The organism is Anoxybacillus sp. PDR2 (genome assembly GCF_009834045.1).
In the GTDB taxonomy this organism is placed as follows: domain Bacteria; phylum Bacillota; class Bacilli; order Bacillales; family Anoxybacillaceae; genus Anoxybacteroides; species Anoxybacteroides rupiense.
Genome location: NZ_CP047158.1, coordinates 920,105 through 940,935, shown reverse-complemented (window position 1 = coordinate 940,935; position 20,831 = coordinate 920,105). Strand labels below are relative to the sequence as shown.

At 43.2% G+C, this 20,831-nt stretch carries 20 protein-coding genes, 1 tRNA gene, 2 pseudogenes and 1 riboswitch; of the genes and pseudogenes, 13 read left to right on the top strand and 10 right to left on the bottom strand.

Annotated features, from left to right (window positions below; genetic code table 11):
• Positions 1-13 precede the first annotated feature (13 nt).
• The 3 genes and pseudogenes from GRQ40_RS04605 to GRQ40_RS04595 form a co-directional block, all read left to right on the top strand.
• Positions 14-1,145, top strand: a protein-coding gene (locus GRQ40_RS04605; protein ID WP_159719466.1) for an IS3 family transposase whose coding sequence is annotated in 2 segments (ribosomal slippage) — positions 14-283 and positions 285-1,145 — 1,131 coding nt in all. Because the reading frame shifts where the segments join, the coding sequence is not laid out codon by codon here.
• Between the two features lie 77 nt (positions 1,146-1,222).
• Positions 1,223-1,681, top strand: a pseudogene (locus GRQ40_RS04600) (DDE-type integrase/transposase/recombinase); the annotation flags it as partial.
• Positions 1,679-1,796 (top strand): annotated as a pseudogene (locus GRQ40_RS04595) (ATP-binding protein); the annotation flags it as partial. The pseudogenes GRQ40_RS04600 and GRQ40_RS04595, both read left to right, overlap by 3 nt.
• Positions 1,797-2,185: 389 nt before the next feature.
• On the opposite strand, the gene GRQ40_RS04590 reads toward GRQ40_RS04595, so the two are convergent.
• The gene (locus tag GRQ40_RS04590) at positions 2,186-3,091 is read right to left on the bottom strand and encodes a gluzincin family metallopeptidase (RefSeq protein ID WP_159719461.1); all 906 of its coding nucleotides are present in this window, start codon (positions 3,089-3,091) and stop codon (positions 2,186-2,188) included.
• 204 nt (positions 3,092-3,295) lie between these two features.
• On the opposite strand from GRQ40_RS04590, the gene GRQ40_RS04585 reads away from it, so the two are divergent.
• The 5 genes from GRQ40_RS04585 to GRQ40_RS04565 all read left to right on the top strand — a co-directional run bounded on the left by GRQ40_RS04585 (position 3,296) and on the right by GRQ40_RS04565 (position 5,939).
• Positions 3,296-3,457 (top strand): hypothetical protein, encoded by a 162-nt coding sequence (locus GRQ40_RS04585; RefSeq protein WP_231734649.1) that lies wholly within the window; start codon positions 3,296-3,298, stop codon positions 3,455-3,457.
• A 376-nt stretch (positions 3,458-3,833) separates the two neighbouring features.
• Positions 3,834-4,142 carry a transposase gene (locus tag GRQ40_RS04580; protein ID WP_159719460.1) on the top strand — a complete coding sequence of 103 codons (309 nt, stop codon included), beginning with the start codon at positions 3,834-3,836 and terminating at the stop codon, positions 4,140-4,142.
• Positions 4,097-4,486 carry an IS3 family transposase gene (locus GRQ40_RS04575; RefSeq protein WP_159719459.1) on the top strand — a complete coding sequence of 130 codons (390 nt, stop codon included), beginning with the start codon at positions 4,097-4,099 and terminating at the stop codon, positions 4,484-4,486. The genes GRQ40_RS04580 and GRQ40_RS04575 overlap by 46 nt, the downstream gene beginning before the upstream one ends.
• Positions 4,487-4,555: 69 nt before the next feature.
• Positions 4,556-4,699 (top strand): hypothetical protein, encoded by a 144-nt coding sequence (locus tag GRQ40_RS04570; RefSeq protein WP_159719458.1) that lies wholly within the window; start codon positions 4,556-4,558, stop codon positions 4,697-4,699.
• Positions 4,700-4,807: 108 nt separating this feature from the next.
• A protein-coding gene (locus GRQ40_RS04565) for an IS3 family transposase (RefSeq protein WP_159719466.1) occupies positions 4,808-5,939 on the top strand; the annotation gives its coding sequence in 2 pieces (ribosomal slippage) (positions 4,808-5,077 and positions 5,079-5,939; 1,131 coding nt in all).
• Positions 5,940-6,287: 348 nt separating this feature from the next.
• On the opposite strand, the gene GRQ40_RS04560 is transcribed toward GRQ40_RS04565, so the two are convergent.
• Positions 6,288-7,115 (bottom strand): toll/interleukin-1 receptor domain-containing protein, encoded by an 828-nt coding sequence (locus GRQ40_RS04560; RefSeq protein WP_159719456.1) that lies wholly within the window; start codon positions 7,113-7,115, stop codon positions 6,288-6,290.
• Positions 7,116-7,833: 718 nt separating this feature from the next.
• Between GRQ40_RS04560 and GRQ40_RS04555 the strand changes: the two genes are divergently transcribed.
• Both GRQ40_RS04555 and GRQ40_RS04550 read left to right on the top strand, forming a co-directional pair.
• Positions 7,834-8,100 (top strand): hypothetical protein, encoded by a 267-nt coding sequence (locus GRQ40_RS04555; protein WP_159719455.1) that lies wholly within the window; start codon positions 7,834-7,836, stop codon positions 8,098-8,100.
• Positions 8,101-8,146: 46 nt separating this feature from the next.
• Positions 8,147-8,443 carry a hypothetical protein gene (locus GRQ40_RS04550; protein WP_159719454.1) on the top strand — a complete coding sequence of 99 codons (297 nt, stop codon included), beginning with the start codon at positions 8,147-8,149 and terminating at the stop codon, positions 8,441-8,443.
• Positions 8,444-8,532: 89 nt separating this feature from the next.
• Here the strand turns inward: GRQ40_RS04550 and GRQ40_RS04545 are convergent.
• Positions 8,533-8,605 (bottom strand) — tRNA-Val (locus GRQ40_RS04545).
• Positions 8,606-8,823: 218 nt separating this feature from the next.
• Between GRQ40_RS04545 and GRQ40_RS04540 the strand changes: the two genes are divergently transcribed.
• The gene (locus GRQ40_RS04540) at positions 8,824-9,360 is read left to right on the top strand and encodes an HD domain-containing protein (RefSeq protein WP_159719453.1); all 537 of its coding nucleotides are present in this window, start codon (positions 8,824-8,826) and stop codon (positions 9,358-9,360) included.
• Between the two features lie 137 nt (positions 9,361-9,497).
• Here the strand turns inward: GRQ40_RS04540 and GRQ40_RS04535 are convergent, their stop codons facing one another.
• Positions 9,498-10,553 carry a polysaccharide pyruvyl transferase family protein gene (locus GRQ40_RS04535; protein ID WP_044744195.1) on the bottom strand — a complete coding sequence of 352 codons (1,056 nt, stop codon included), beginning with the start codon at positions 10,551-10,553 and terminating at the stop codon, positions 9,498-9,500.
• A gap of 325 nt (positions 10,554-10,878) precedes the next feature.
• Here GRQ40_RS04535 and GRQ40_RS04530 point away from each other — a divergent pair, with 325 nt between their 5' ends.
• A complete protein-coding gene (locus GRQ40_RS04530) occupies positions 10,879-11,781 on the top strand; it encodes a LysR family transcriptional regulator (protein ID WP_159719452.1) in 903 nt (300 codons plus the stop codon).
• Between the two features lie 102 nt (positions 11,782-11,883).
• On the opposite strand, the gene GRQ40_RS04525 is transcribed toward GRQ40_RS04530, so the two are convergent.
• The 6 genes from GRQ40_RS04525 to GRQ40_RS04500 form a co-directional block, all read right to left on the bottom strand.
• A complete protein-coding gene (locus GRQ40_RS04525; RefSeq protein WP_236546440.1) occupies positions 11,884-12,891 on the bottom strand; it encodes a YeiH family protein in 1,008 nt (335 codons plus the stop codon).
• A gap of 334 nt (positions 12,892-13,225) precedes the next feature.
• Positions 13,226-14,407, bottom strand: a complete 1,182-nt coding sequence (gene metC / locus GRQ40_RS04520; RefSeq protein WP_159719450.1) for a cystathionine beta-lyase — start codon at positions 14,405-14,407, stop codon at positions 13,226-13,228.
• Positions 14,408-14,411: 4 nt separating this feature from the next.
• Positions 14,412-15,515, bottom strand: coding sequence for a methionine biosynthesis PLP-dependent protein (locus GRQ40_RS04515; RefSeq protein ID WP_159719449.1), 1,104 nt, complete (start codon positions 15,513-15,515; stop codon positions 14,412-14,414).
• A 79-nt stretch (positions 15,516-15,594) separates the two neighbouring features.
• Positions 15,595-15,702: riboswitch (SAM riboswitch) on the bottom strand.
• A gap of 71 nt (positions 15,703-15,773) precedes the next feature.
• A complete protein-coding gene (locus GRQ40_RS04510; protein ID WP_159719448.1) occupies positions 15,774-16,550 on the bottom strand; it encodes a 3-hydroxybutyrate dehydrogenase in 777 nt (258 codons plus the stop codon).
• A 17-nt stretch (positions 16,551-16,567) separates the two neighbouring features.
• Positions 16,568-17,887 carry a GntP family permease gene (locus GRQ40_RS04505; RefSeq protein ID WP_044744189.1) on the bottom strand — a complete coding sequence of 440 codons (1,320 nt, stop codon included), beginning with the start codon at positions 17,885-17,887 and terminating at the stop codon, positions 16,568-16,570.
• A gap of 461 nt (positions 17,888-18,348) precedes the next feature.
• Complete coding sequence (locus GRQ40_RS04500) at positions 18,349-19,701, bottom strand: sigma-54 interaction domain-containing protein (RefSeq protein ID WP_159720756.1); 1,353 nt, start codon at positions 19,699-19,701, stop codon at positions 18,349-18,351.
• Positions 19,702-20,051: 350 nt separating this feature from the next.
• Here GRQ40_RS04500 and GRQ40_RS04495 point away from each other — a divergent pair, with 350 nt between their 5' ends.
• Positions 20,052-20,780, top strand: a complete 729-nt coding sequence (locus GRQ40_RS04495; RefSeq protein ID WP_080860656.1) for an alpha/beta hydrolase — start codon at positions 20,052-20,054, stop codon at positions 20,778-20,780.
• Positions 20,781-20,831 lie beyond the last annotated feature (51 nt).

Sequence of the window (20,831 nt, the reverse complement as noted above, 5' to 3'; positions counted from 1 at the left end):
TTATACTGAAGCTATGGAAAAACGGAATCGATACACCGCAGAATTTAAGACGAAGGTTGTCATGGAAGTGCTGAGAGAAGAGCAGACAATGAATGAGATTGCTGGGAAGTACGAAATTAGTCCGGTGATGCTAAGCCGGTGGAAGGCGGAGTTTGTGGAGCGTGCCTCCATGGTGTTCGGCCGTGAAACCAAAGAAGCCGAGAAAATGAAAAGAAACTACAAGGAGAAGCAAGAACAATTAGAAAAACTGGTTGGTCAACTGACGCTAGAGGTCAGTTGGCTCAAAAAAAAATCTGGCCTCTAAGGTATCGACAAGAGATCGGGAAGCGATGGTGGAACGAGATCATCCAAAAATCAGCATCAAGCGTCAGGCGGAGCTCTTGAGTATCCATCGCACGAATGTGTATCGGCAGCGGGAGCCGAGGCAAGAAACGCCGGAGAATGTACAGCTGATGCATGAGATTGACAAGTTGTATACCAAACATCCGTTTTTTGGCTACAGGCGGATGAGCAGCAAATTGCAGGAACAGGGATGGCGCGTCAATCGCAAGCGCGTTCAGCGGCTTATGCGCGTGATGGGAATCGAAGTGATCTACCCGAGCCCGAACCTGAGCAAACGGTACCATGCCCAGTATATCCGTCCCTACCTGCTGCGCGGGTTGAAGATTGATCGTCCGAACCAGGTCTGGGGCATTGATATTACGTATCTACGGATGGGTAAAGGCTTCATGTATCTGTTTGTGATCATTGACTGGTACAGCCGCAAAATCATCGATTACGAGCTTTCCAGCACGTTGGAGAAGGCGTTCGTGCTGACGTGCCTGAAACGGGCACTGGGGCGCTGTCAGCCCGAGATTATGAACAGCGATCAGGGCAGTCATTTTACGAATCAGGATTACTTGGACTTGTTGATCAAGCACAACGTAAACGTATCGATGGATGGCAAAGGCCGGGCACGGGATAACAGCCGTACGGAACGCTTCTTTCGTTCGCTCAAATATGAGGAAATCTATCTGAATGAGTATGAGAACCCTCGGGCGCTTCGCAAGGCGATTACAGCTTATCTACGCTTTTACCATACCGAACGCCCCCATCAGGCGTTGGGTTACGCCAAGCCGGCAGATGTGTATGCGCGGACTGCTTAACGGCATCCGCTCCCCATTACAATTGAAGGAGGACTTAACTTATTTTTTCCGAAATTGTGTCTTGACAATGGGGGGCATTACAATCCCTCAATCCCCCTTCCCTATCCAAGCGAAAACCAAGAAAAAGCAAGTTAGATCCATTTAAGCCGTATCTTCAAAAACGAATATTAGAGGATGGGGTGTTCAATAGCGAAAAGTTGTTTTTCGAAATTCGATAACAGGGCTATACCGGGGGGAAAGACGATTTTAAAAGACTATATGAAACCTTTCCGAGAGACGGCGAAAAAGAAATACACCGTTTGCTATGAAACGCTTCCTGGCGAACAAATGCAAGTCGATTGGAAGGAAGAAAAGTCAAGTTATCGCTATTTGTGGCCACGTTAGGCTATTCGCGGATGAAATACGCGGTATTTACGACCAGCCAGGACCAGGAGCACTTAATGGAATGCCTGATTCAAAGTTTCAAGTACTTTGGAGGGATTCCACAGAAAGTGTTATTTGACAATATGAAGACCGTTACAGACGGGGAGGAACGCTTGTCGAAACTGCCGTATTCGCAAGCCGATCGATCCGTTTGATGTTACCGCGCAGCCTTCGGTGGATGAGCGCCGGATTCGAGAGCTGCTTACGTTGTCCTTTATTGACTGGAAAGTGTTTAGTGCAAAATAAAAGTAGCGCATGATGCAAGATAAAAGTTTAGCAGTTTATAAAATAAAAAAATCATTGTCAGCACCCCTATCCCACCACTAATGTTTATTGCATTTGACATCAGGAACATGTTACAAAACAAATATATAGATGCATAAATGCACATAAAAAAACATCCCTTGGAAATTATATACACTGATCGCAAACTACAATCTCAATGATGATACTATAAATTCCAATTAGATCGAAAAACATATATGTCCTTTTAGGAATTAGATCGTAATGTACACCTCTTGGGATGTATTTTTGGTCACTATATACGCCTTCCAATAGGATAGATTTTTTTATGTGCATGCATACATTGGTTTTGTACGTTTTGCAACAAGTTAATATTATTGACCTGTAATTTCTTTTAATTTGTTTGAAAAATCCATATCTAAGAGTGCCTTATTTAACTTCTTATAATACGGTTGATTAAGAATCCACTGATTATTTTCTTGAATTTTATTTTTATTTATAAACGCAAGCCATTCTTCTTCTAATTCATTTAAAGATTTTTTATAAACTTGCTCGATTTTTGTTTTTAAATTTGCCTGATTGTATATGAGAAAATACTTTTCTTTTCCGTACTTATCTATTAAATATGTTGTAAAAGATCCGGCTTCGACATAACTTACCCAACTTAATGCTTCATTTCCATATACATCCACAAATTTTTCCGCTAATTTCTCATTCATTAGAACTTCTAGGGGAATATACCTTCTATTATTCACAAAATAATTCATTAATTGATGTATCGGTGTTTTCTCATTTGGAAACAGATTTTCCTTGTACTCATTCTGAATAAATACTGCTATTCCTTCTTGAGTAAAATAGCCTGAACCGGGGGTATAGCCAAATAACGCATGAGATAATTCATGAATAATTGGGGCTCTTCCTTCTAGATACCTATAGTAATGGATACTATTCCCATTCACATAACTTACTTTATTCCCCTTGTTCAATGTAATATAATACTTTTTCTCTTTAATAATAAGTGGTTTAAAATTTCTTTCCAAATAAAGAGCAGCTTGCTTCAATCTTTTTTTAAAATAACCAAGCTCCTTTGGGGTTAAGTTCAAATCATTTTTTATAATAAACTCTATACCATATTCATCCATTATAAGTTTATCTTCGAGAATATTGTTCTTACCCTCTTCACTCTGATACCTATTATTTGAATTGATTTTGGCTCCACCCTGTGAACAAGAAGCTAAAAGTAATACAAAAGCGGCTAAAAGTACGCTAAATTTTCTCATCAAAAATCCTCCTATTCTTAAAATTCATAACTCAACTTTCGCAGTGAAAAATTTATGAATAATCCTTGATTTGATAGGTTTCTTTGGGTATCTCATATTCACTTGACACTGAAAAAATTCGTCTAAAAAACAAAAAGACACCTCTTTCTTTTGGTAACTATTGGTGTCCAAACCAAAAACCAAAGAAAGAAAGGTGTCACCATTATGATAACGAAAAAAGAGTGTTTTGCGCAATTACCAAAAGAAATAAAAGACGGATTTTCTGAATTACAAATTGGTAAACATTTAAGAAAAGCTGGAATTATCAAGGCTTGTGGTTATTCTTGCTTATCGATTTTTCAACTATTATTTCTTCTTTGTGTCTAGTTACAAATCCCACACATTGAATAACAACTCCTCTAAAATATATTTTTAGAATATAAATCCATATTGATTTTATATATTAGATATTTAATATTTGATTCCTTCTTTTCTATTTTTTATCTAGACAAATAAGAGCACATGCGCTAATATTTATTATTAGCTCAATTATTTTTGAATACAATTATCATTTTTTTATACGATTTATCAAAGTTTATACGCTAAAACAGATTGCTGATTCTTGTATTCGGTCGTACATTGACATAATTGTGTATGGATTAATGACAACATTATGTACTCATTAGCCCCCTAATGAATTTGGACACTCGATAAGGTGTTTTTTATAATCGAAGTGACCAAATGAAGGGGGCTTTTGATGTACATGAAACGAAGAAAACATTCGAAGGAATTTAAGCTACAAGTAGTGAAAGAAGCATTAGAAGTTGGAAATAAAGCATTGGTAGCTAGAAGATACGATCTTAGCTCGAATCTCGTGCAAAGATGGGTAAAAGCGTATGAAGAAGGACAGCTAGGCGAAGAAACGGTTAATTCCTCTTCAGCTGAAGTAAAAAGGCTGGAGGAGGAAAACGAACAGCTTAAGAAGCTATTAGGGGAAAAAAATTTAGAAATTGCGATTTTGCGTGATTGGATAAAAAAGAAGAACCCTCACTTACTGAAAAATGGGAAGTAGCCGAGCAGTGGATCGAGAAAGGATATCCGATTACGAAAGTGCTGGAGATTCTGGAAATCAATCGTTCGACCTACTATTATCAACAAAACGGAAAAGTCGAGGAGAAAACAGTAGGTGAGGGACGTCCAATCCCCGGCTACTCTCTGACGAAAATGGGTGAAAAAGTGCCAGACGAGCAAATCAAAGAATGGCTATCTGAGCTGGTCATGAGGGAAGGATTTGCTTACAGATACCGAAAGTTGACGATCCAGTTAAGAAGAGACCATCAGCTCATGATCAATAAGAAAAAGGTTTATCGATTGTGTAAAGAGATGGATTTACTATGTCCACAGCGAAAGAAATAGATTTCTTATCCACGGAAACTCGCTCGAAATCGCATTATTACAGGCTCGAATCAGTTATGGGAAATGGATGTGAAATATGGATATATCGAAGGAGAAGAACGCTTTTGCTTGGTTTTGTCGCTCATCGATGGGTATGACCGTTCGGTGATTGATGACCATATTGGGTTGAGTGGTTCAGGAAGCGATGCCGTAAAGACGCTTCAAAGAGCGTGATTCAAGCGTCAGCAATTTGAACAGGCAAATAAACCTGTGATTCGGACAGACTACAATGAACCCATAGAGTGCGACACAAGGAGGAGATAAATAAGTTATACTGAAGCTATGGAAAAACGGAATCGATACACCGCAGAATTTAAGACGAAGGTTGTCATGGAAGTGCTGAGAGAAGAGCAGACAATGAATGAGATTGCTGGGAAGTACGAAATTAGTCCGGTGATGCTAAGCCGGTGGAAGGCGGAGTTTGTGGAGCGTGCCTCCATGGTGTTCGGCCGTGAAACCAAAGAAGCCGAGAAAATGAAAAGAAACTACAAGGAGAAGCAAGAACAATTAGAAAAACTGGTTGGTCAACTGACGCTAGAGGTCAGTTGGCTCAAAAAAAAATCTGGCCTCTAAGGTATCGACAAGAGATCGGGAAGCGATGGTGGAACGAGATCATCCAAAAATCAGCATCAAGCGTCAGGCGGAGCTCTTGAGTATCCATCGCACGAATGTGTATCGGCAGCGGGAGCCGAGGCAAGAAACGCCGGAGAATGTACAGCTGATGCATGAGATTGACAAGTTGTATACCAAACATCCGTTTTTTGGCTACAGGCGGATGAGCAGCAAATTGCAGGAACAGGGATGGCGCGTCAATCGCAAGCGCGTTCAGCGGCTTATGCGCGTGATGGGAATCGAAGTGATCTACCCGAGCCCGAACCTGAGCAAACGGTACCATGCCCAGTATATCCGTCCCTACCTGCTGCGCGGGTTGAAGATTGATCGTCCGAACCAGGTCTGGGGCATTGATATTACGTATCTACGGATGGGTAAAGGCTTCATGTATCTGTTTGTGATCATTGACTGGTACAGCCGCAAAATCATCGATTACGAGCTTTCCAGCACGTTGGAGAAGGCGTTCGTGCTGACGTGCCTGAAACGGGCACTGGGGCGCTGTCAGCCCGAGATTATGAACAGCGATCAGGGCAGTCATTTTACGAATCAGGATTACTTGGACTTGTTGATCAAGCACAACGTAAACGTATCGATGGACGGCAAAGGCCGGGCACGGGATAACAGCCGTACGGAACGCTTCTTTCGTTCGCTCAAATATGAGGAAATCTATCTGAATGAGTATGAGAACCCTCGGGCGCTTCGCAAGGCGATTACAGCTTATCTACGCTTTTACCATACCGAACGCCCCCATCAGGCGTTGGGTTACGCCAAGCCGGCAGATGTGTATGCGCGGACTGCTTAACGGCATCCGCTCCCCATTACAATTGAAGGAGGACTTAACTTATTTTTTCCGAAATTGTGTCTTGACAATGGGGGGCATTACATTTTATTGGCTTACATGCTCGTTGAATAAGAAAGCTTAACCAGAAACATGAGTTAAATAATTCTTATTCAAATAAGCTTATAATATAATTGTTTAACTATTAAGTACTATGAATTCTAAACTAAAAATTTAGACTTAAAACAGCTAAAGTAACCAAAAAAGTTTATATAGCTGTTGGTTCCATTTAATTAATAAGCGGAACCTGTGATACAGTTGGTTTAACTGTTGCGTATAGAAATTATTTCAATTAAAAATATATTTACATATTCACTGTAACATATTCCTACTTCTACCAATCCTTTCTTTCAATGTATCTATTAAGATATCTAACGAATCATTCTCTCTCATGTCGATATATCTATACTCTTGTACAAGTGGCGGCAAGTCACTATGCTCAACATCAAAATTCAAACAAATAAAATCTACCTTACCCGACCGCATTCTCCTCTGAATAAAGTAATTTAATTCGCTTTTAGTCCATCCCGTAGATGAATTTAAGAAATTTTTGGAAATACAAATAATACCTAAATCACTATTTTCAAGTCCTTCATTAATTTTATCAACTATGCTATCTCCCAGTTGTATTTCATACTTATCATACCAAGCTTTTATTTCATGCACTTGTAACTTATTAAAAATAACGTCTACCAAAGGTTTATCTTTACTTGAATGAGATAAAAATATTGTAAAATCTTCTTTTAAAACATCACTATCCCAAATTTTGTTTAGTTCACTCTTTTCAGGAAACAAAAATATATGATTTGAGTTTGAAACTATTACTTCATCAACTGAGTCCTCATCAATAAATGTTGCAATATTATATCCTTTACTAGGCATGGCCTCAAAAATATCTGTGTGAAAATAATTAAATCTTCTTTTCTTATCGGGATAATTTTCGTTTAGCCAGTTTTCAAATTCAGCGGTATCAATAGAAAAATTAAGATGCAATAACAGCTGGAAATTATATGGATTATTGCTTACATAAATCCCTGCACCAACTAACTGATTAGTATCATATCTTCGTAAAATATCTTTTATAAATTCTTTTTCTTTTGTCCTTTCAGCATAACTTAGCGAAAAAACATAGCTTTTCATTTTTCTCCTCCTAATTTTGAAACTTTTAACTAACTATGTACATTTCCGATATTTCTAAAATCCTTTTTCAAATCTACTGATTTCTATGCTACTACCATCAAAAACAAACAGTTTCCCCCCCCTAAATTTTTTACAGTTAATTCCTGCAAAATAGAAACTCCCTCCCATTGCCATTTCTATTGAACATATAGTTTTTATCGACTATTACAACATTACCATGATTTCAGACCTATTATAGCGAATCTCGACGAAAAATAATGTCGAATTATGTCGTGTCAAATCGTTTATATTTATAAAAAATGCAGCATGGATACACCCTTTCACTCCATACGATTGCTATCAGCCTAATTACAATCAAGAAGCCAGAAATGAGACAATTTTTCATCATATTATTTATTGTCACTGTTCCATAAAACAGATACAATTAAATATAGAGGAAACAAGGGTATAGTTACACTACAAACATTTCTTTGCAATAACTCCCCTTTGCTTATCGATCGAAGGAAATGCAAAAAGTGAATTTTAAATTAAAGAACTAGTGCCAGAAGCAACTTCAAACACCGTTAGCAACATCTTAGCAATGAACATAAATTCATAACGTTGTCATTTCCTTTTATAAGTAGTCTCCTCTTACCTCCAATATTTCGTCAACCATATAGAAAATAAAATGACATCACCACCTATAACGCGAAGAACTAAAAACAAGGAGTGAGGTTCTTTGCAAGCATTAACCATTAAAATCCGCTTTTTCCCAGATGATCTCGAACGACTTCTCGATTTGAGTGAAGAGTATATCCGCATTGTCAATCAGATGAGCGAACAAGCAGAGAAACAAAGCTCATTCCCGAAAATTTCAACCAAAGATGTGACTGCTCGTCTTCCTTCCGCCGTTCTAAATCAAGCTATTCGGGATGCGAAAAGCGTCTACAAGAAGATGAAAAAGAAGGCAAGCGTCCCATCCTTAAAAAACCCGTCTACTTCGTGAATAACCAAAACTATACGATTGGACCTGAGCGATTGCTTTTCCAATTATGTCAGGAGAAAAAACAAGAAAAACCGTCTTTCGAGCCGTCGTGACCAAGCGGGATTGGAGGTTTTTACGCCATGCTAAACTCGGACTAATGCTCATTGTAGAAAAGGGCGGAAAATGGTATGCACAAATTTCTATTCACGTTCCTGTAAGCGAAAAGAAAACTAAAAAGGTGATGGGAGTCGATTTAGGAATTAAATTTCCGGCGGTAGCCGTCACTTCGGAAGGAAAAACTCGTTTTTTCGGAAGCGGAAAGCAAACGATTTTTAACTTTTTACAATTTTTCATATTATCCTAATCGTTTGTTGCCACAATACTAAGATAAATCCATTTGTATAAAAACAAAAACCGCAAATCCAACTAAGGATCTGCGGTCTCCTGTTTCGATGATTCCGACTGGGCTCGAACCAGCGACCTCTACCCTGTCAAGGTAGCGCTCTCCCAGCTGAGCTACGGAATCGTATGTTGTTGCAGTGCTCTATCGAACACATATCTTATTATATAAACGCGCATGGGGTTTGTCAAATACTTTTTTGAAAAAATGGAGGGACATTTTGGTGGAGTGATTGTGTGAGGTTTTTTGACATACTTTCACATCAATCCGTGATATCTTCCCATTGCCGTTATTTTGTGGAATGTGTTATGATAGGAAGAAATATTTCGGACGGAGGGAAGCTTATGAGATACGTCACGTTAACAGACGTGTTTGTCCATCCGGTTGCGCAAAAGTATTTGAAGCGGTCTGGCATCGCTCATGCGATTGCTACGGCGTATAATGCGTATCGCCTCGCTATTCAGCATGGCGTCAACGCTGACTTGGCGACGAAGGCCGGGCTGCTGCACGATATGGGCCACTATGAGTGGTACTCCAACGGAACATGGGATTACGAACAATATAAACAAAACGATATACATGCGATCAAAGGTGCCGAGCGTGCCCATAAACTGCTCATTCGCTTGGGCGAGCATCCGCAAAATGCCAAGGAGATCGCTTTGGCGATTCTGCTGCATACCGATTCTTATTTGCCTGAAGGCGAATTTAAACGCAAACCGCTGCAGACCATTATCAAGCTGGCGGATGAGGCGGATGAGGAACCAGGCGGCAAGCACCATTACCGGCAAATCGATGATGCGCTCGCATTGAAAAAAATTAAGCAGCTTGATGAACTTGTCAATCGCCAGCTGCAAAAGGAACGTCTTGATGATATCATCTAATAGGATTTTTTATTCGGAATCTGCCTAAACAGCCTTTCCCCGCTCCGGCGCAAGGAAAGGCTGTTTGTGTTTGCTGCCCTTTTCAACAAGCCGGCACAGCCATCGAACCGCGAGTGATTTTGTTTTTTCACTCGGATTCAGAAAAACAGCTCCTTTTGAAAAGGCTCCATAAGCAGCGGCCGGTAAAAGCTTCTGTAATCGCTATACTGATGGACGATGTGCTGACGGTTTCGGTTCACTAGCTCCAGCTTTTGCAAAAGCTCCTCTTCCAATTCTACCGCATCGGTCGATACGACATATCGCTCCAGACCGAGCGAAGCGGCACAATCAAATACTTTAAAGCGATAACCGAGCAGCACCGGCGGCACGCTGGCAGCCAATGAAAGCAAATTGGCATGCAACTTTAAATTAATCGTGGCCGAAAAACGGGATAAAAGCCGAATCAGCTGTTTTTCTGAATAGAGCTTTTGATCCCAAACAACGCGGTACGGGCAGCTGATTTTATCATAAAGCCGCTTGCACGCTGCCCGATCATTGTCCCAAACGGCGTAAATATAAATATGATATCCTTGCCTCATCAGCTTTTTTGCTACTTTGGCTAAAGCATTTTCAACCATTTCTTCATTTTGGCCGAATAGTCGATTATAAGTGGTTCCCCAATTAATGCCAATGATTTTTTCGTCGTTTCGTTTTTGGCGAGGGCGTTTCGTTTTCAATAGCAGAGCCGGATCGCTGACGGTATAGATATGGTCATGATCGGCAGCTAACGCTTCAAGCAGTTTTTGGCTCAGCGGTCCGCGAATCCCGGCAAAAGCAGCTGCGGCCATCGCATGCTTAAGCACAAATGAATCTTGCGAAGAAAAATATTTTGTAAGATCGGGCAGCTCGTTGGCGAGCAAAAGATCGACATCTCGCTTGTCAATTCCATCGATTCCGCTTCCCCACACTAACACCTTTTTTTCCATCTGCGTCGCTTGTTGTAAAATTTGCATATATTCAGGCTTTATCAGCGATCCCCCGCCCAGCACAACCACATCATAAGGAGCGATCTGTTCGGCGCACACCAGCGGCAGAGAAAAAGCGATTTTTTCATATTGGCCGTATTTCTTGCTAAAACGCTGAAACAAGCGCCATGACAATTCGTCTCCTAAATTTCGAAAGCCTACCCATCCCAAATACAACACCTTCGTCATAGCAACACTCCTTATAGCGACAGCCTTGACCGATCCGCTTTTCTATTCGTTTCTTTGTAAATGTATATTCCAACCAGCTTTATCGACAGTCTCCCTTTTCGTGAAACAACCGCTTTTTTTTATCTTCTTTTTGCGGATAATGACATCGATTCATCAGCTAAGGAGAAAATTATAGGCATGAAGGACAAAAACGGATTTTCTCCATGTATAGCATATTAAGGAGGATTTCTAGTGGTGAACCTTCCAGGGGAAGTGAGCGGATGATAAACAAGCCAAATCATGATAAGATGAAGCATAAAGCGGGATACGGACAGGAGGAACTCAAGTGGATCCATTATTGCAGGTGTTTGTCAAAGTCGCTGAAAAACAAAATTTCACTCGCGCTGCGGAGGAGCTGCACATGACACAGCCGGCAGTAAGCCAGCATATTCAGGCATTAGAGCGCCTCGCAGGAACAAAGCTGATTGAACGAAATAATAAGTATGTAAAGCTGAATAAAGCGGGACAGATTGTCTATCATCATGCTAAAGAAATATTGGGGCTTTATACCCGCATGAACCATTTGCTTGATGACTTAATGAACCGGGCGAGCGGCACGCTCGCGATCGGCGCCAGCTACACTTACGGCGAATATATTCTTCCCCATCTGATAGCACAATTGCGTGCACAATATCCGGACATTCAACCGACCATCACTATTGGCAATTCTCATGAAATCACGGAATTAGTAAGCAATCATCAATTAGATATCGGCATTATCGAAATGGAGATTGAACCGAAAGATGTCTATATCGAGCCATTTGCCGAGGACGAAATGTTCATCATCGCCTCCGCCCATCATCCGTGCGCTCAAAAGCAAACGGCGACAATGGAGGAGCTTTGCCGCGAGACATGGATCATTCGCGAAAAAGGATCAGGCACGCGCAAAGCAACCGATCAGCTATTTGCAAAATCCTACTGTTATCCACGCCAGCTCATGGAGTTTGGCAGTACCCAGTTAATCAAAGAAGCGGTAGAAGCAGGGTTGGGAATTACCTTTCTTTCACAATGGACGGTGAGAAAGGAATTGGCGCTTGGTTCTTTGCGGCAAATCCATATAGATGATGCGCCTTTTGTGCGCCAATTCTCCTTTATTACGCAAAAGACGCCGTTTTACACAAAAGCGATGGAAGTGTTTATCGATATTTTGCGGGAGCAGGGCGCAACCAAAAGCTTTTTGGGCGGGTGATCATAGAAGGACATCCCGCCCATTCCTTCGAACGAAAAAATATGGAGCGGCTGCTTGCCAATCCGCTCCGCTATAAGCTCCATCCTCTCAACTATATATGGGCTAAACGACAAAAAAAGAGAGGAAGGATAGCAAAATCGATGTGATACATATTGCAGCCAACGGGCGCAACGCTTTTGTCCGCAGATCGCGAAGGCTGACATTTAAGCCGAGGCCTACCATCGCCGCTGTCAGCATAAAAGAAGTCAAAGAAGAGAGGCTGTTTAAAAGCGGCTTCGGGATAGAAACGACACTGCCAAATAAGCTTAACAGCATAAAACCGAGTAAAAACCAAGGAAATTCGATTTTCTTTTCCTTCGTGTCAGCGTTCTTCTTTTTTCGCTTCATCCAATACATACATAACAAGCTGAGCGGTAGAAGCAATAAAACCCTCCCCAGCTTCGCCAGCAATGCAAAAGCTAATGCATCCTGTCCGGCCGCCGCACCGGCTAGCGCCACATGCGCCATTTCGTGCAAGCTGATTCCGCACCAAATTCCGTAATACTTATGAGAAACGGGCAGAAATGGCTGAATGAATGTATAAGCCAATGAAAAAACCGTCCCAACCAGCGCAATGATTCCTACCGATATCGCCGTATCTTCTTCCTTCGCCTCTATAATCGGAGCCACAGCGGCAATCGCAGCGGCCCCGCACACCCCTGTTCCAATTCCAAGCAACAGCGATAAAGAAGCGTTCGCTTTGACGATTTTGCCGAGTGCCATCATCATCCAAATGGAAAAAACGATGACGGCCGCATCGCGAAGAAGAAGCCCTAAACCTTGATGAATGACAACGGCCATATTCAGCTTTAAGCCAAACAAAATGATCGCCATCCTTAATAAGTGTTTGGCGGCAAATTGAATTCCAGACCGAAGCGCTTCCGGATAGCCAAAAAAGTGGCGATACATAACGGCCAGCACAATCGCACAGGCGAGCGGCCCTAAATGCTCCAAGCCGGGAATGGATGCGAACGCAAAGCCAAGCGCCGCAAACAAAAAAGAAAAGGCAACTCCTCCTATCCATCTCCAAGCCAAACGGCGATCCGAAGACGGTTGCTTGAAAACAGCCATGATGTCGTTTTTCATTGATGCTTCACCTCTTTATTATAATGGATCGTCCAGATCGCTGACCAATGGTCCTCTTCAGCATATCCCGGTTTCTTTCATAAGTGAAATAATAATTTTCAATAAATACCATAAGTAAATTTTATAACAATCGTCATCTACGCTTGTCTCCGGTCGGGACAACGATGGGTCGTCTGCCGAATAATAAAAAAATAGACCTTCCTTCATGCAACAGCACATGTTTAGAAAGGTCTATTTTCCACAGGCGGTGGTCCATATTCAATTGAAAGAGGCTACCTTCTCGCATGCTCTTAACCTAAGAAAAAGCGGACGTTGGCTTTTAGAATGATCGAGCCAAACTTTCTTTCGCGCTGACATAGGACAATCCTTGTTCAAAGTCGGCAATCAAGTCTTCTGCGGCCTCCAATCCGACACTTAAGCGCAGCAAGCCATCTGTAATTCCTCTTTGTTCTCTTTCCTCTTTTGGCATCGCCGCATGCGACATTTTAGCCGGATACGATAAGATCGATTCGACCGCTCCTAAGCTGACGGCAAACACCGGAATTTGGACATGCTTGACAAACGTACGGACGGCCGCTTCATCTGCTAAGCGAAACGAAAGCACCGCGCCAAATCCCTCTGCTTGGTACCGTTGTACCGAATGTCCCGGATGATAAGAAAGTCCTGGATAGTACACTTCCTCTACCTTTGGGTGCTTCGCTAAAAACGAAGCGATTTTCAGCGCCGCTTGGCTTGATTGCTGTAAACGGACGTGAAGGGTTTTTAAGCCGCGCAGAACGAGCCAAGCATCTTGCACTCCCAATATGGCGCCAAAGGCATTTTGCAGCTTATACAGCCGCTCGGCCAGCTCGCGATCTTTGACAACCGCTAACCCGGCCACCACATCGCTATGTCCTGATAAAAATTTTGTCGCGCTATGCAACACAACATCGACGCCGAGCTCAAGCGGCCGCTGCAATGCCGGAGTCATAAACGTATTGTCTAAAAAGGTTAAACAACCGTTCGCTTTTGCCAGCTTCACAATGCCGCGAATATCCGTAATTTTTAATAGCGGGTTGGAAGGGGTTTCTACATAAATCACTTTTGTATTTGGCCGAATGTGGGAAGCGACTGCATGCAAATCCGTCATATCGACAAACGTGTACTCGATGCCAAAACGGCTTAATACTTCGGTAATCATTCGGTACGTTCCGCCGTATACATCTTCGGTCACGAGCACATGATCCCCTTTGGAAAGCAGCAAAAACGCGGTCGAAATCGCCGCCATTCCCGAAGAGAAGGCAAAGCCGCGGATTCCTCCTTCCAGCTCCGCTATCGTCTCTTCAAGCGCCTCGCGCGTCGGATTTCCAGATCGGCTATAATCATACTTTCCAAACACATCAAAATCCGCTTGATGGAACGTCGAAGCGTGCTGAATGGGCACGCTGACCGCTCCTGTCTGCTCATCCACTTTCCATTTGTTATGCAATAAGTTGGTTTGAAATGAAAATGATTTTTCCATTGCGCTACACCTCTTTCATATTTTCCAAGGCCTGCGACAAATCAGCGATTAAATCCTCCACATGCTCAATGCCTACAGAAAAGCGCAATAAGCGGTTGCATACCCCATTGGCAATCCGAATCTCTTCAGGGATATCGGCATGTGTCTGCGTCGCCGGGTATGTAATAAAGCTTTCAACTCCTCCTAAGCTTTCAGCGAATGTAATGACGTTTAAGCTTTGCAAAAAGCGGTTGACCCACCGCTCTTCACGCAGGCGGAAGGACAGCATGCCTCCTCTTCCTGGATACAGCACATCCGTGACCGCTTCGTGTGATGCCAAAAATTCGCTGATTCTCCGCGCATTTTCTTCATGCTGCCTCATTCGCAGCGCCAGTGTTTTCATGCCGCGAATCAACAGCCATGAATCAAATGGCGACAGGACCGCGCCGATTGCGTTGTGATACTCGGCCAGCCGCTGACAAAGAGGCTCACCCTTTACGACGACGAGACCAGCGAGCACATCATTATGGCCTCCTAAATATTTTGTTGCGCTATGGATGACGAGATCCGCTCCGTGGCGAATCGGCTGCTGGATCACAGGCGTATAAAACGTATTATCCACAATCAAAAGCAGCCCGTGGCGTTTGGCCAGTTTCGCCACCTCGTCGATGTCTGTCTCCTGCATAAGCGGGTTTGTCGGCGTTTCTAAAAAAATCGCCTTTGTGTTTTTCGAAATCGATTTCTCCACTAATTGTATGTCGCGAAAGTCAACATAATGAAACGCTAAGCCGTACTTTCTCCAGCCTCTTTCAAATAGCCGATACGTTCCTCCATATAAATCGGCAGACACTAAAAATTCATCACCGCTTTCAAACAGGGAAAGCACCGTCTGAATCGCCGCCATTCCCGAACTGAATGCATACCCTTGATCTCCTCCCTCCAGTTTAGCAATGGCTTCTTCTACGATTTTGCGCGTCGGGTTTCCGGTACGGATGTAATCAAATCCTGTTGATTGGCCAATTCCCTCATGGCGATAAGCGGTGGAAAAATAGACAGGCGGATTGACGGTTCCTGTCAGCTTCTCGCTTCTGTTGCCAATCTGCGCCAGTAAGGTTTCTACTTTTTCCATCCTTTTTTCTCCTTCCTTTCCTCCAATAAAAAAAGCCTTCTTTAAGAAGAAGACTTTTACAGATCAACAAAAGCGCTTCTTCTTATCTTTCGAATTGAAACCAATTCGCTGGATTTAGCACCTGACCGATATCGGCTGGTTGCTGAAGCTTCACTGGGCCAGTTCCCTCCGCTTCTCTTGATAAGAATGAACGACGATATGGAATTTTCTGATTTTCTATCAATTTACATGATTTTCTGATAATTTGCAAGCTTTTTTTTACTGCGCGGTATATCCTCCATCGATCACAACGGCCTGCCCGGTAATTCCCTTTGCTTTTTCGCTTGCTAAAAAGAGCGCATAATCGGCCACTTCTTTCGTTGACAGCAGGCGCTGCTGCGGCACAAGCGGATAAATGACTTCCTCTAATACATGCTCAAGCGGCACGTGGCGTGCTGCGGCCAAATCGGCCAGCTGGTTGCGTACAAGCGGCGTATCGACATATCCCGGGCATAAAGCGTTCACTGTAATACCGTGAGCGGCTCCTTCTAGAGCAGCTACTTTGGTTAGGCCAATGACCCCATGCTTCGCGCTATTATACGCCGCTTTGCAGGCAAAGCCGACCAAACCGTTAATCGAGGCCATATTGATAATCCGGCCATAACGCTGCTGCTTCATGATGGGGAATATATGCTTTATCGCCAAAAACGGCGCGATAAGCATGACGCGAATCAGTTTTTCAAACGATTCGGAAGGAAATTCTTCAATCGGCGCCACATGCTGCAGCCCAGCGTTATTCACTAAAATGTCAATCCGGCCATAACGAGCAACGGTTTGAGCCAACATTTGTTTGATTTCCTCTTCTTTTGTTACATCACACTTCAGTCCCCATGCATCCCAGCCTTGTGCACATAACGATTCGGCTGCTTTTTGGACAGCCCTTTCATTGATATCACTAAGAACGACTTTCGCGCCATGCTCAGCAAAGCATTTGGCGATTTCAAAGCCGATTCCTTGCGCCGCTCCTGTTATGAACAATACTTGATCGTCTACCATTTTTCATTCCTCCTCGTTCATATCCCTAGTCCTAATGAGAAAAGAATAATCGCCAGAATCGTCCCAAGAGCAGGTACAATAACCGTTAAAGCCCCAACCGCGCCATATGCCTCGCGGTGCGTTTCACCGCAAATCGCTCGAATCGTCGTCACGACATAGCCATTATGCGGCAAAGAATCCAAAGCTCCTGACGAAATCGCGACCACCCGATGCAGCGCTTCAGGATGGACTCCCATATCCAAATAATGCGGAGCGAGCAACGGAAGAGCAATAGCCTGGCCTCCTGATGACGAGCCGGTTAGGCCAGCGATGACACTGACAGCGATAGCGCTGCCAATTAATGGACTTCCTGGAATACTGGTAATCGCGTGCACGGCATCCGTAAACGCTGGAACGGCTTTCGCCACACCGCCAAACCCGACGACGGCCGCCGTATTTCCAAGCGCGATCAATGCGCCTAAAGTTCCCTCAGAAACAGCCCCGCTAAAGTTTTGAAAATAGCGGCGATTGAGAGCATATACCGCAATGACTCCGCCAAGAAGCGCCACAATTAATGCCGATTGCTGCAACGAATGATGGAAAACAAAAGCAATCACCAACACGACAAGAAGCGGAATAAACCCCAAAATAGGAGGCGGCAATTCCCTTGTACCGTCCAGTGGATCTCCCTCTCTTGCTACAAATTTCTCTCCTTTTGCAACCGCTTTCATCACCATGCGCTTTAACCACCAATACCCGAAAATCGCCATGAAAATGGAGACAATGATGCTAACTTCCCAACCTGCATACGGCGATGTTTTTAAATACTCAATGGGAATCCAGTTTTGAATTTCCGGCGAGCCAGCTGATGTCATCGAAAACGTCACGGACCCAAACGCTAATGCCCCCGGAATAAAACGCCGCGGCAAATTCGCTTGTTTAAATAAGCTGACAGCCATCGGATAAACGGAGAACGCTACGACAAATAGGCTGACACCGCCGTATGTCAGTACGGCGCAGGCAATTACAACCGCCAAAACCGTCCGCTTCATGCCAAGCTTTGCGACAATCCATTGTGCTACACTTTCTGCCGCTCCGCTATCCTCCATGACTTTTCCAAAAATGGCGCCAAGTAAAAACATTAAATACCACGATTGAATAAAGCTAGAAAATCCCGCCATATAATTTCCGACAAAGCTGGCTTCCCCCTCGCCAACCTGCTGCGGGAAAAGGGCCAATCCGCCCAGCACCGCCACCAAAAGGGCGCATAACGGCGCGGCAATAAATAAATTCATCCCTCTCATGGTCAAATAAATTAATAAAGCCAATCCCCCAATGAGACCGATCATACTCCACATTTCCTCAGCACCCCCTATGTTTGTCTCCAACACAACAGCTGTCAACGGCTTACAGTTTCACGCAGAAAAAGGTAAAAGCGATGCGTTTCCCCATCGACATTTCGGCACCAATTGACCTCTCCTTCTTTTCTCCCCTCCTTTTTAGAGTGGTTCACTTGCTTTTTATTGCAAAAAACATGCCAATAAAAAGGAATGAAACGAAAACCGTTTAATGGTCCTCCTGTCCTTTCCATTCCGTTCCTCTGGAAGCTTTTTCGTCAGCATTTGAATCACGGCAATTAGAAAAGCATAAAGCGCCCGCCGAGGAGGCTATGGCCGCCGCAGTGCGGGACGAAGCGACTTGAGCCGATGGCGCTTGCAGTTAAACAGCACCTTACTTAAAAAGGACAAGATATACATCCCAATATGACGAAAAGATTCCGCTTTCCCGGAATGATTTCCGAAAAAGCGGAATCTTTACATTATGACAAACCGTATTTTTTGATTTTTTCATACATGGCTGATTTGCTGATGCCCAGTTCTTTCGCGGCTTTTTGTTTATCATGGCCGCAGCGCTGCAGGCTTTGTTGAATCGCCGCTTTTTCTGTTTCCTCCAGCAGTTCTTTTAGTGTTTTTCCTTTCATTTGATAAGATGAATTCGCTTTCAAATATTCCGGAAGGGCATCCACTGTAATCGTTTCGCCATTGGCAAAATGAACCGCCACCTCCATGACATTTTCTAATTCACGAATATTCCCCGGCCACACATGCTGTCGCAGCAGTTTCATGACCTCTGCGCTGATTGCATTCACTCTTTTCCCTGATCGCTTGGCGATTTTTTTCATAAAATGATAAGCGAGCATTTCGATATCCTCTGGCCGTTCGCGCAGAGGCGGAATCACAAATGGAATCACATTAATTCGATAATAAAGATCTTCGCGAAATCGTTTTTCCTCTACCATTTTTTCTAATGGTCGATTGGTGGCGGCAATGATGCGGACATCGACAGATATCGTCTTTGTCGAGCCGATCGGCTCCATTTCTTTTTCCTGCAGCACGCGCAGCAGCTTGACTTGCATATGCAACGGCAAATCGCCAATTTCGTCAAGAAAAATGGTGCCGCCGTCAGCGAGCTGAAATTTGCCTTTCTTTCCGCCCTTTTTCGCGCCTGTGAAGGCTCCTTCCTCATAACCAAATAACTCGGATTCCAATAAATGCTCGGGAATGGCGCCGCAATTGACTTTAACAAACGGTTTTTGGCTTCTGCTGCTAAGCTGATGGATGCTGTGGGCGAACAATTCTTTGCCGGTGCCGCTTTCCCCGCGGATGAGCACAGAAATATCGCTATCAGCAATTCGTTTGACTTTTTCCTTTAATTCTTCCATTTGCTTTGAACACGATATTAAATCCGTCAGCGTATATTTCGCTCCATTGTTTTCCGTCCATTCTTGAAAATAGGTTTGCAGCTGCAACAACAAACTTTTAATATGGCTATTCATTCGCTTCCATTCATTTGTGTCTCGAAAAATGACCGTACCCACCGCGCCAATAACCCTTCCGTCCACCACGATGGGAATGCGGTTCGCAATCATATAATTTCCCTTAATGTAGTGCAAATCAGCGATCTCTTCTTTCCCTGTCTTGACTACAATATGCATTCGCGTATTTTCAATGACCTCTGTCACATGCTTTCCGATTACCTCTTCTTGTTTCCTCTCCAAAAATTCACAATAATTTTTATTCATATAAATAATGTTCCCTTTCTCATCTACCACAACAATCCATTCATAAGCGTTATTAATGACCGCCTCTAAAATTTGATGCTGAAAAATCACATTCTCCACCTGTCGCTCCCCCTTCCGTCCCCATAAAACCGCTTTTGTAATCATAAGTTTGACAAAGACAGCCAAACACCTTCTCGATCGCTCTCACTTGACGTATTCACATTCAAATGAGCAGGTAAGCGATCCACATAATCGATGGAGCTGTAAGCATCCTGTTGTTCGAGCGCGTTTTTTGGGGGACAAAAGCCGGGGCAACACCGCTTTCAGACCATTTGAGTGCTGAATTGCCTATCGGTCCCATTGTGAAGCGGCAGTTATATAAATGCTTGAGCATGACATACTTTGTCGAAAATATGTTACAATATTGATGAACCTTTATTTTATGATGGAGGATGCAAGCAATGATGATACAAAAAGGAGTAGTCAATGAACAAACGATTTACAGCCGGGAACTCGATGAGGAAGTAAAACTGTTGATTTATGTGCCAAGCACCTTTTCTCCACTTTATAAATATTCTCTTTTAATCGCCCAAGATGGAAAAGATTATTTCATGTTTGGAAAAGTCGGGCGCGTGATTGAGAAACTGATGGAGGAACAAAAAATTGACCGTACGATCGTCGTCGGCATTCCATATAAAGATGTCCATGACCGCTACGAAAAATATCATCCAAACGGCAAACAGCATGCCGCTTATCTGAAATTTTTAACGACGGAGCTTGTGCCTTATTTAGATCAAGAGTTTCCTACCTATCAAATGGGAATGGGCCGCGCCTTAATCGGCGATTCCTTAGGTGGAACCGTTTCGCTGCTAGCTGGTCTTACATATCCGCATACGTTTGGAAAAATCGCGATGCAATCGCCGTACATCAATGAAGCGATCATCGAGAAAATGGAGCATTTTTCTGATCCGCATCTGCTCCATGTCTATCACTCAATCGGCAGCGAGGAAACAGCGGTAAAAACGACAAACGGCAACATTGAAGATTTTGTGACACCGAATCGGCAGGCACATGATCTTTTTGTCCAAAAGGGTTTTTCTTATCAATACGAGGAATTTGCAGGCGATCATGCGTGGACGTATTGGCAGCCTGATCTTCCGAAAGCGCTTGAACATATTCTCTCTCTTTAGCGCAATGTTACACTATAATATTTTTCAAAATTTTGTTATAATTAAATAATA

What these genes read in the sequence shown, in the direction of transcription:
- GRQ40_RS04590 (WP_159719461.1), bottom strand. Translation starts at nt 3,091, where the DNA reads ATGAGAAAATTTAGCGTACTTTTAGCCGCTTTTGTATTACTTTTAGCT.
- GRQ40_RS04585 (WP_231734649.1), top strand. Translation starts at nt 3,296, where the DNA reads ATGATAACGAAAAAAGAGTGTTTTGCGCAATTACCAAAAGAAATAAAA.
- GRQ40_RS04580 (WP_159719460.1), top strand. Translation starts at nt 3,834, where the DNA reads ATGAAACGAAGAAAACATTCGAAGGAATTTAAGCTACAAGTAGTGAAA.
- GRQ40_RS04560 (WP_159719456.1), bottom strand. Translation starts at nt 7,115, where the DNA reads ATGAAAAGCTATGTTTTTTCGCTAAGTTATGCTGAAAGGACAAAAGAA.
- GRQ40_RS04550 (WP_159719454.1), top strand. Translation starts at nt 8,147, where the DNA reads ATGTCAGGAGAAAAAACAAGAAAAACCGTCTTTCGAGCCGTCGTGACC.
- GRQ40_RS04540 (WP_159719453.1), top strand. Translation starts at nt 8,824, where the DNA reads ATGAGATACGTCACGTTAACAGACGTGTTTGTCCATCCGGTTGCGCAA.
- GRQ40_RS04535 (WP_044744195.1), bottom strand. Translation starts at nt 10,553, where the DNA reads ATGACGAAGGTGTTGTATTTGGGATGGGTAGGCTTTCGAAATTTAGGA.
- GRQ40_RS04525 (WP_236546440.1), bottom strand. Translation starts at nt 12,891, where the DNA reads ATGGCTGTTTTCAAGCAACCGTCTTCGGATCGCCGTTTGGCTTGGAGA.
- metC (WP_159719450.1), bottom strand. Translation starts at nt 14,407, where the DNA reads ATGGAAAAATCATTTTCATTTCAAACCAACTTATTGCATAACAAATGG.
- GRQ40_RS04515 (WP_159719449.1), bottom strand. Translation starts at nt 15,515, where the DNA reads ATGGAAAAAGTAGAAACCTTACTGGCGCAGATTGGCAACAGAAGCGAG.
- GRQ40_RS04510 (WP_159719448.1), bottom strand. Translation starts at nt 16,550, where the DNA reads ATGGTAGACGATCAAGTATTGTTCATAACAGGAGCGGCGCAAGGAATC.
- GRQ40_RS04505 (WP_044744189.1), bottom strand. Translation starts at nt 17,887, where the DNA reads ATGTGGAGTATGATCGGTCTCATTGGGGGATTGGCTTTATTAATTTAT.
- GRQ40_RS04495 (WP_080860656.1), top strand. Translation starts at nt 20,052, where the DNA reads ATGATGATACAAAAAGGAGTAGTCAATGAACAAACGATTTACAGCCGG.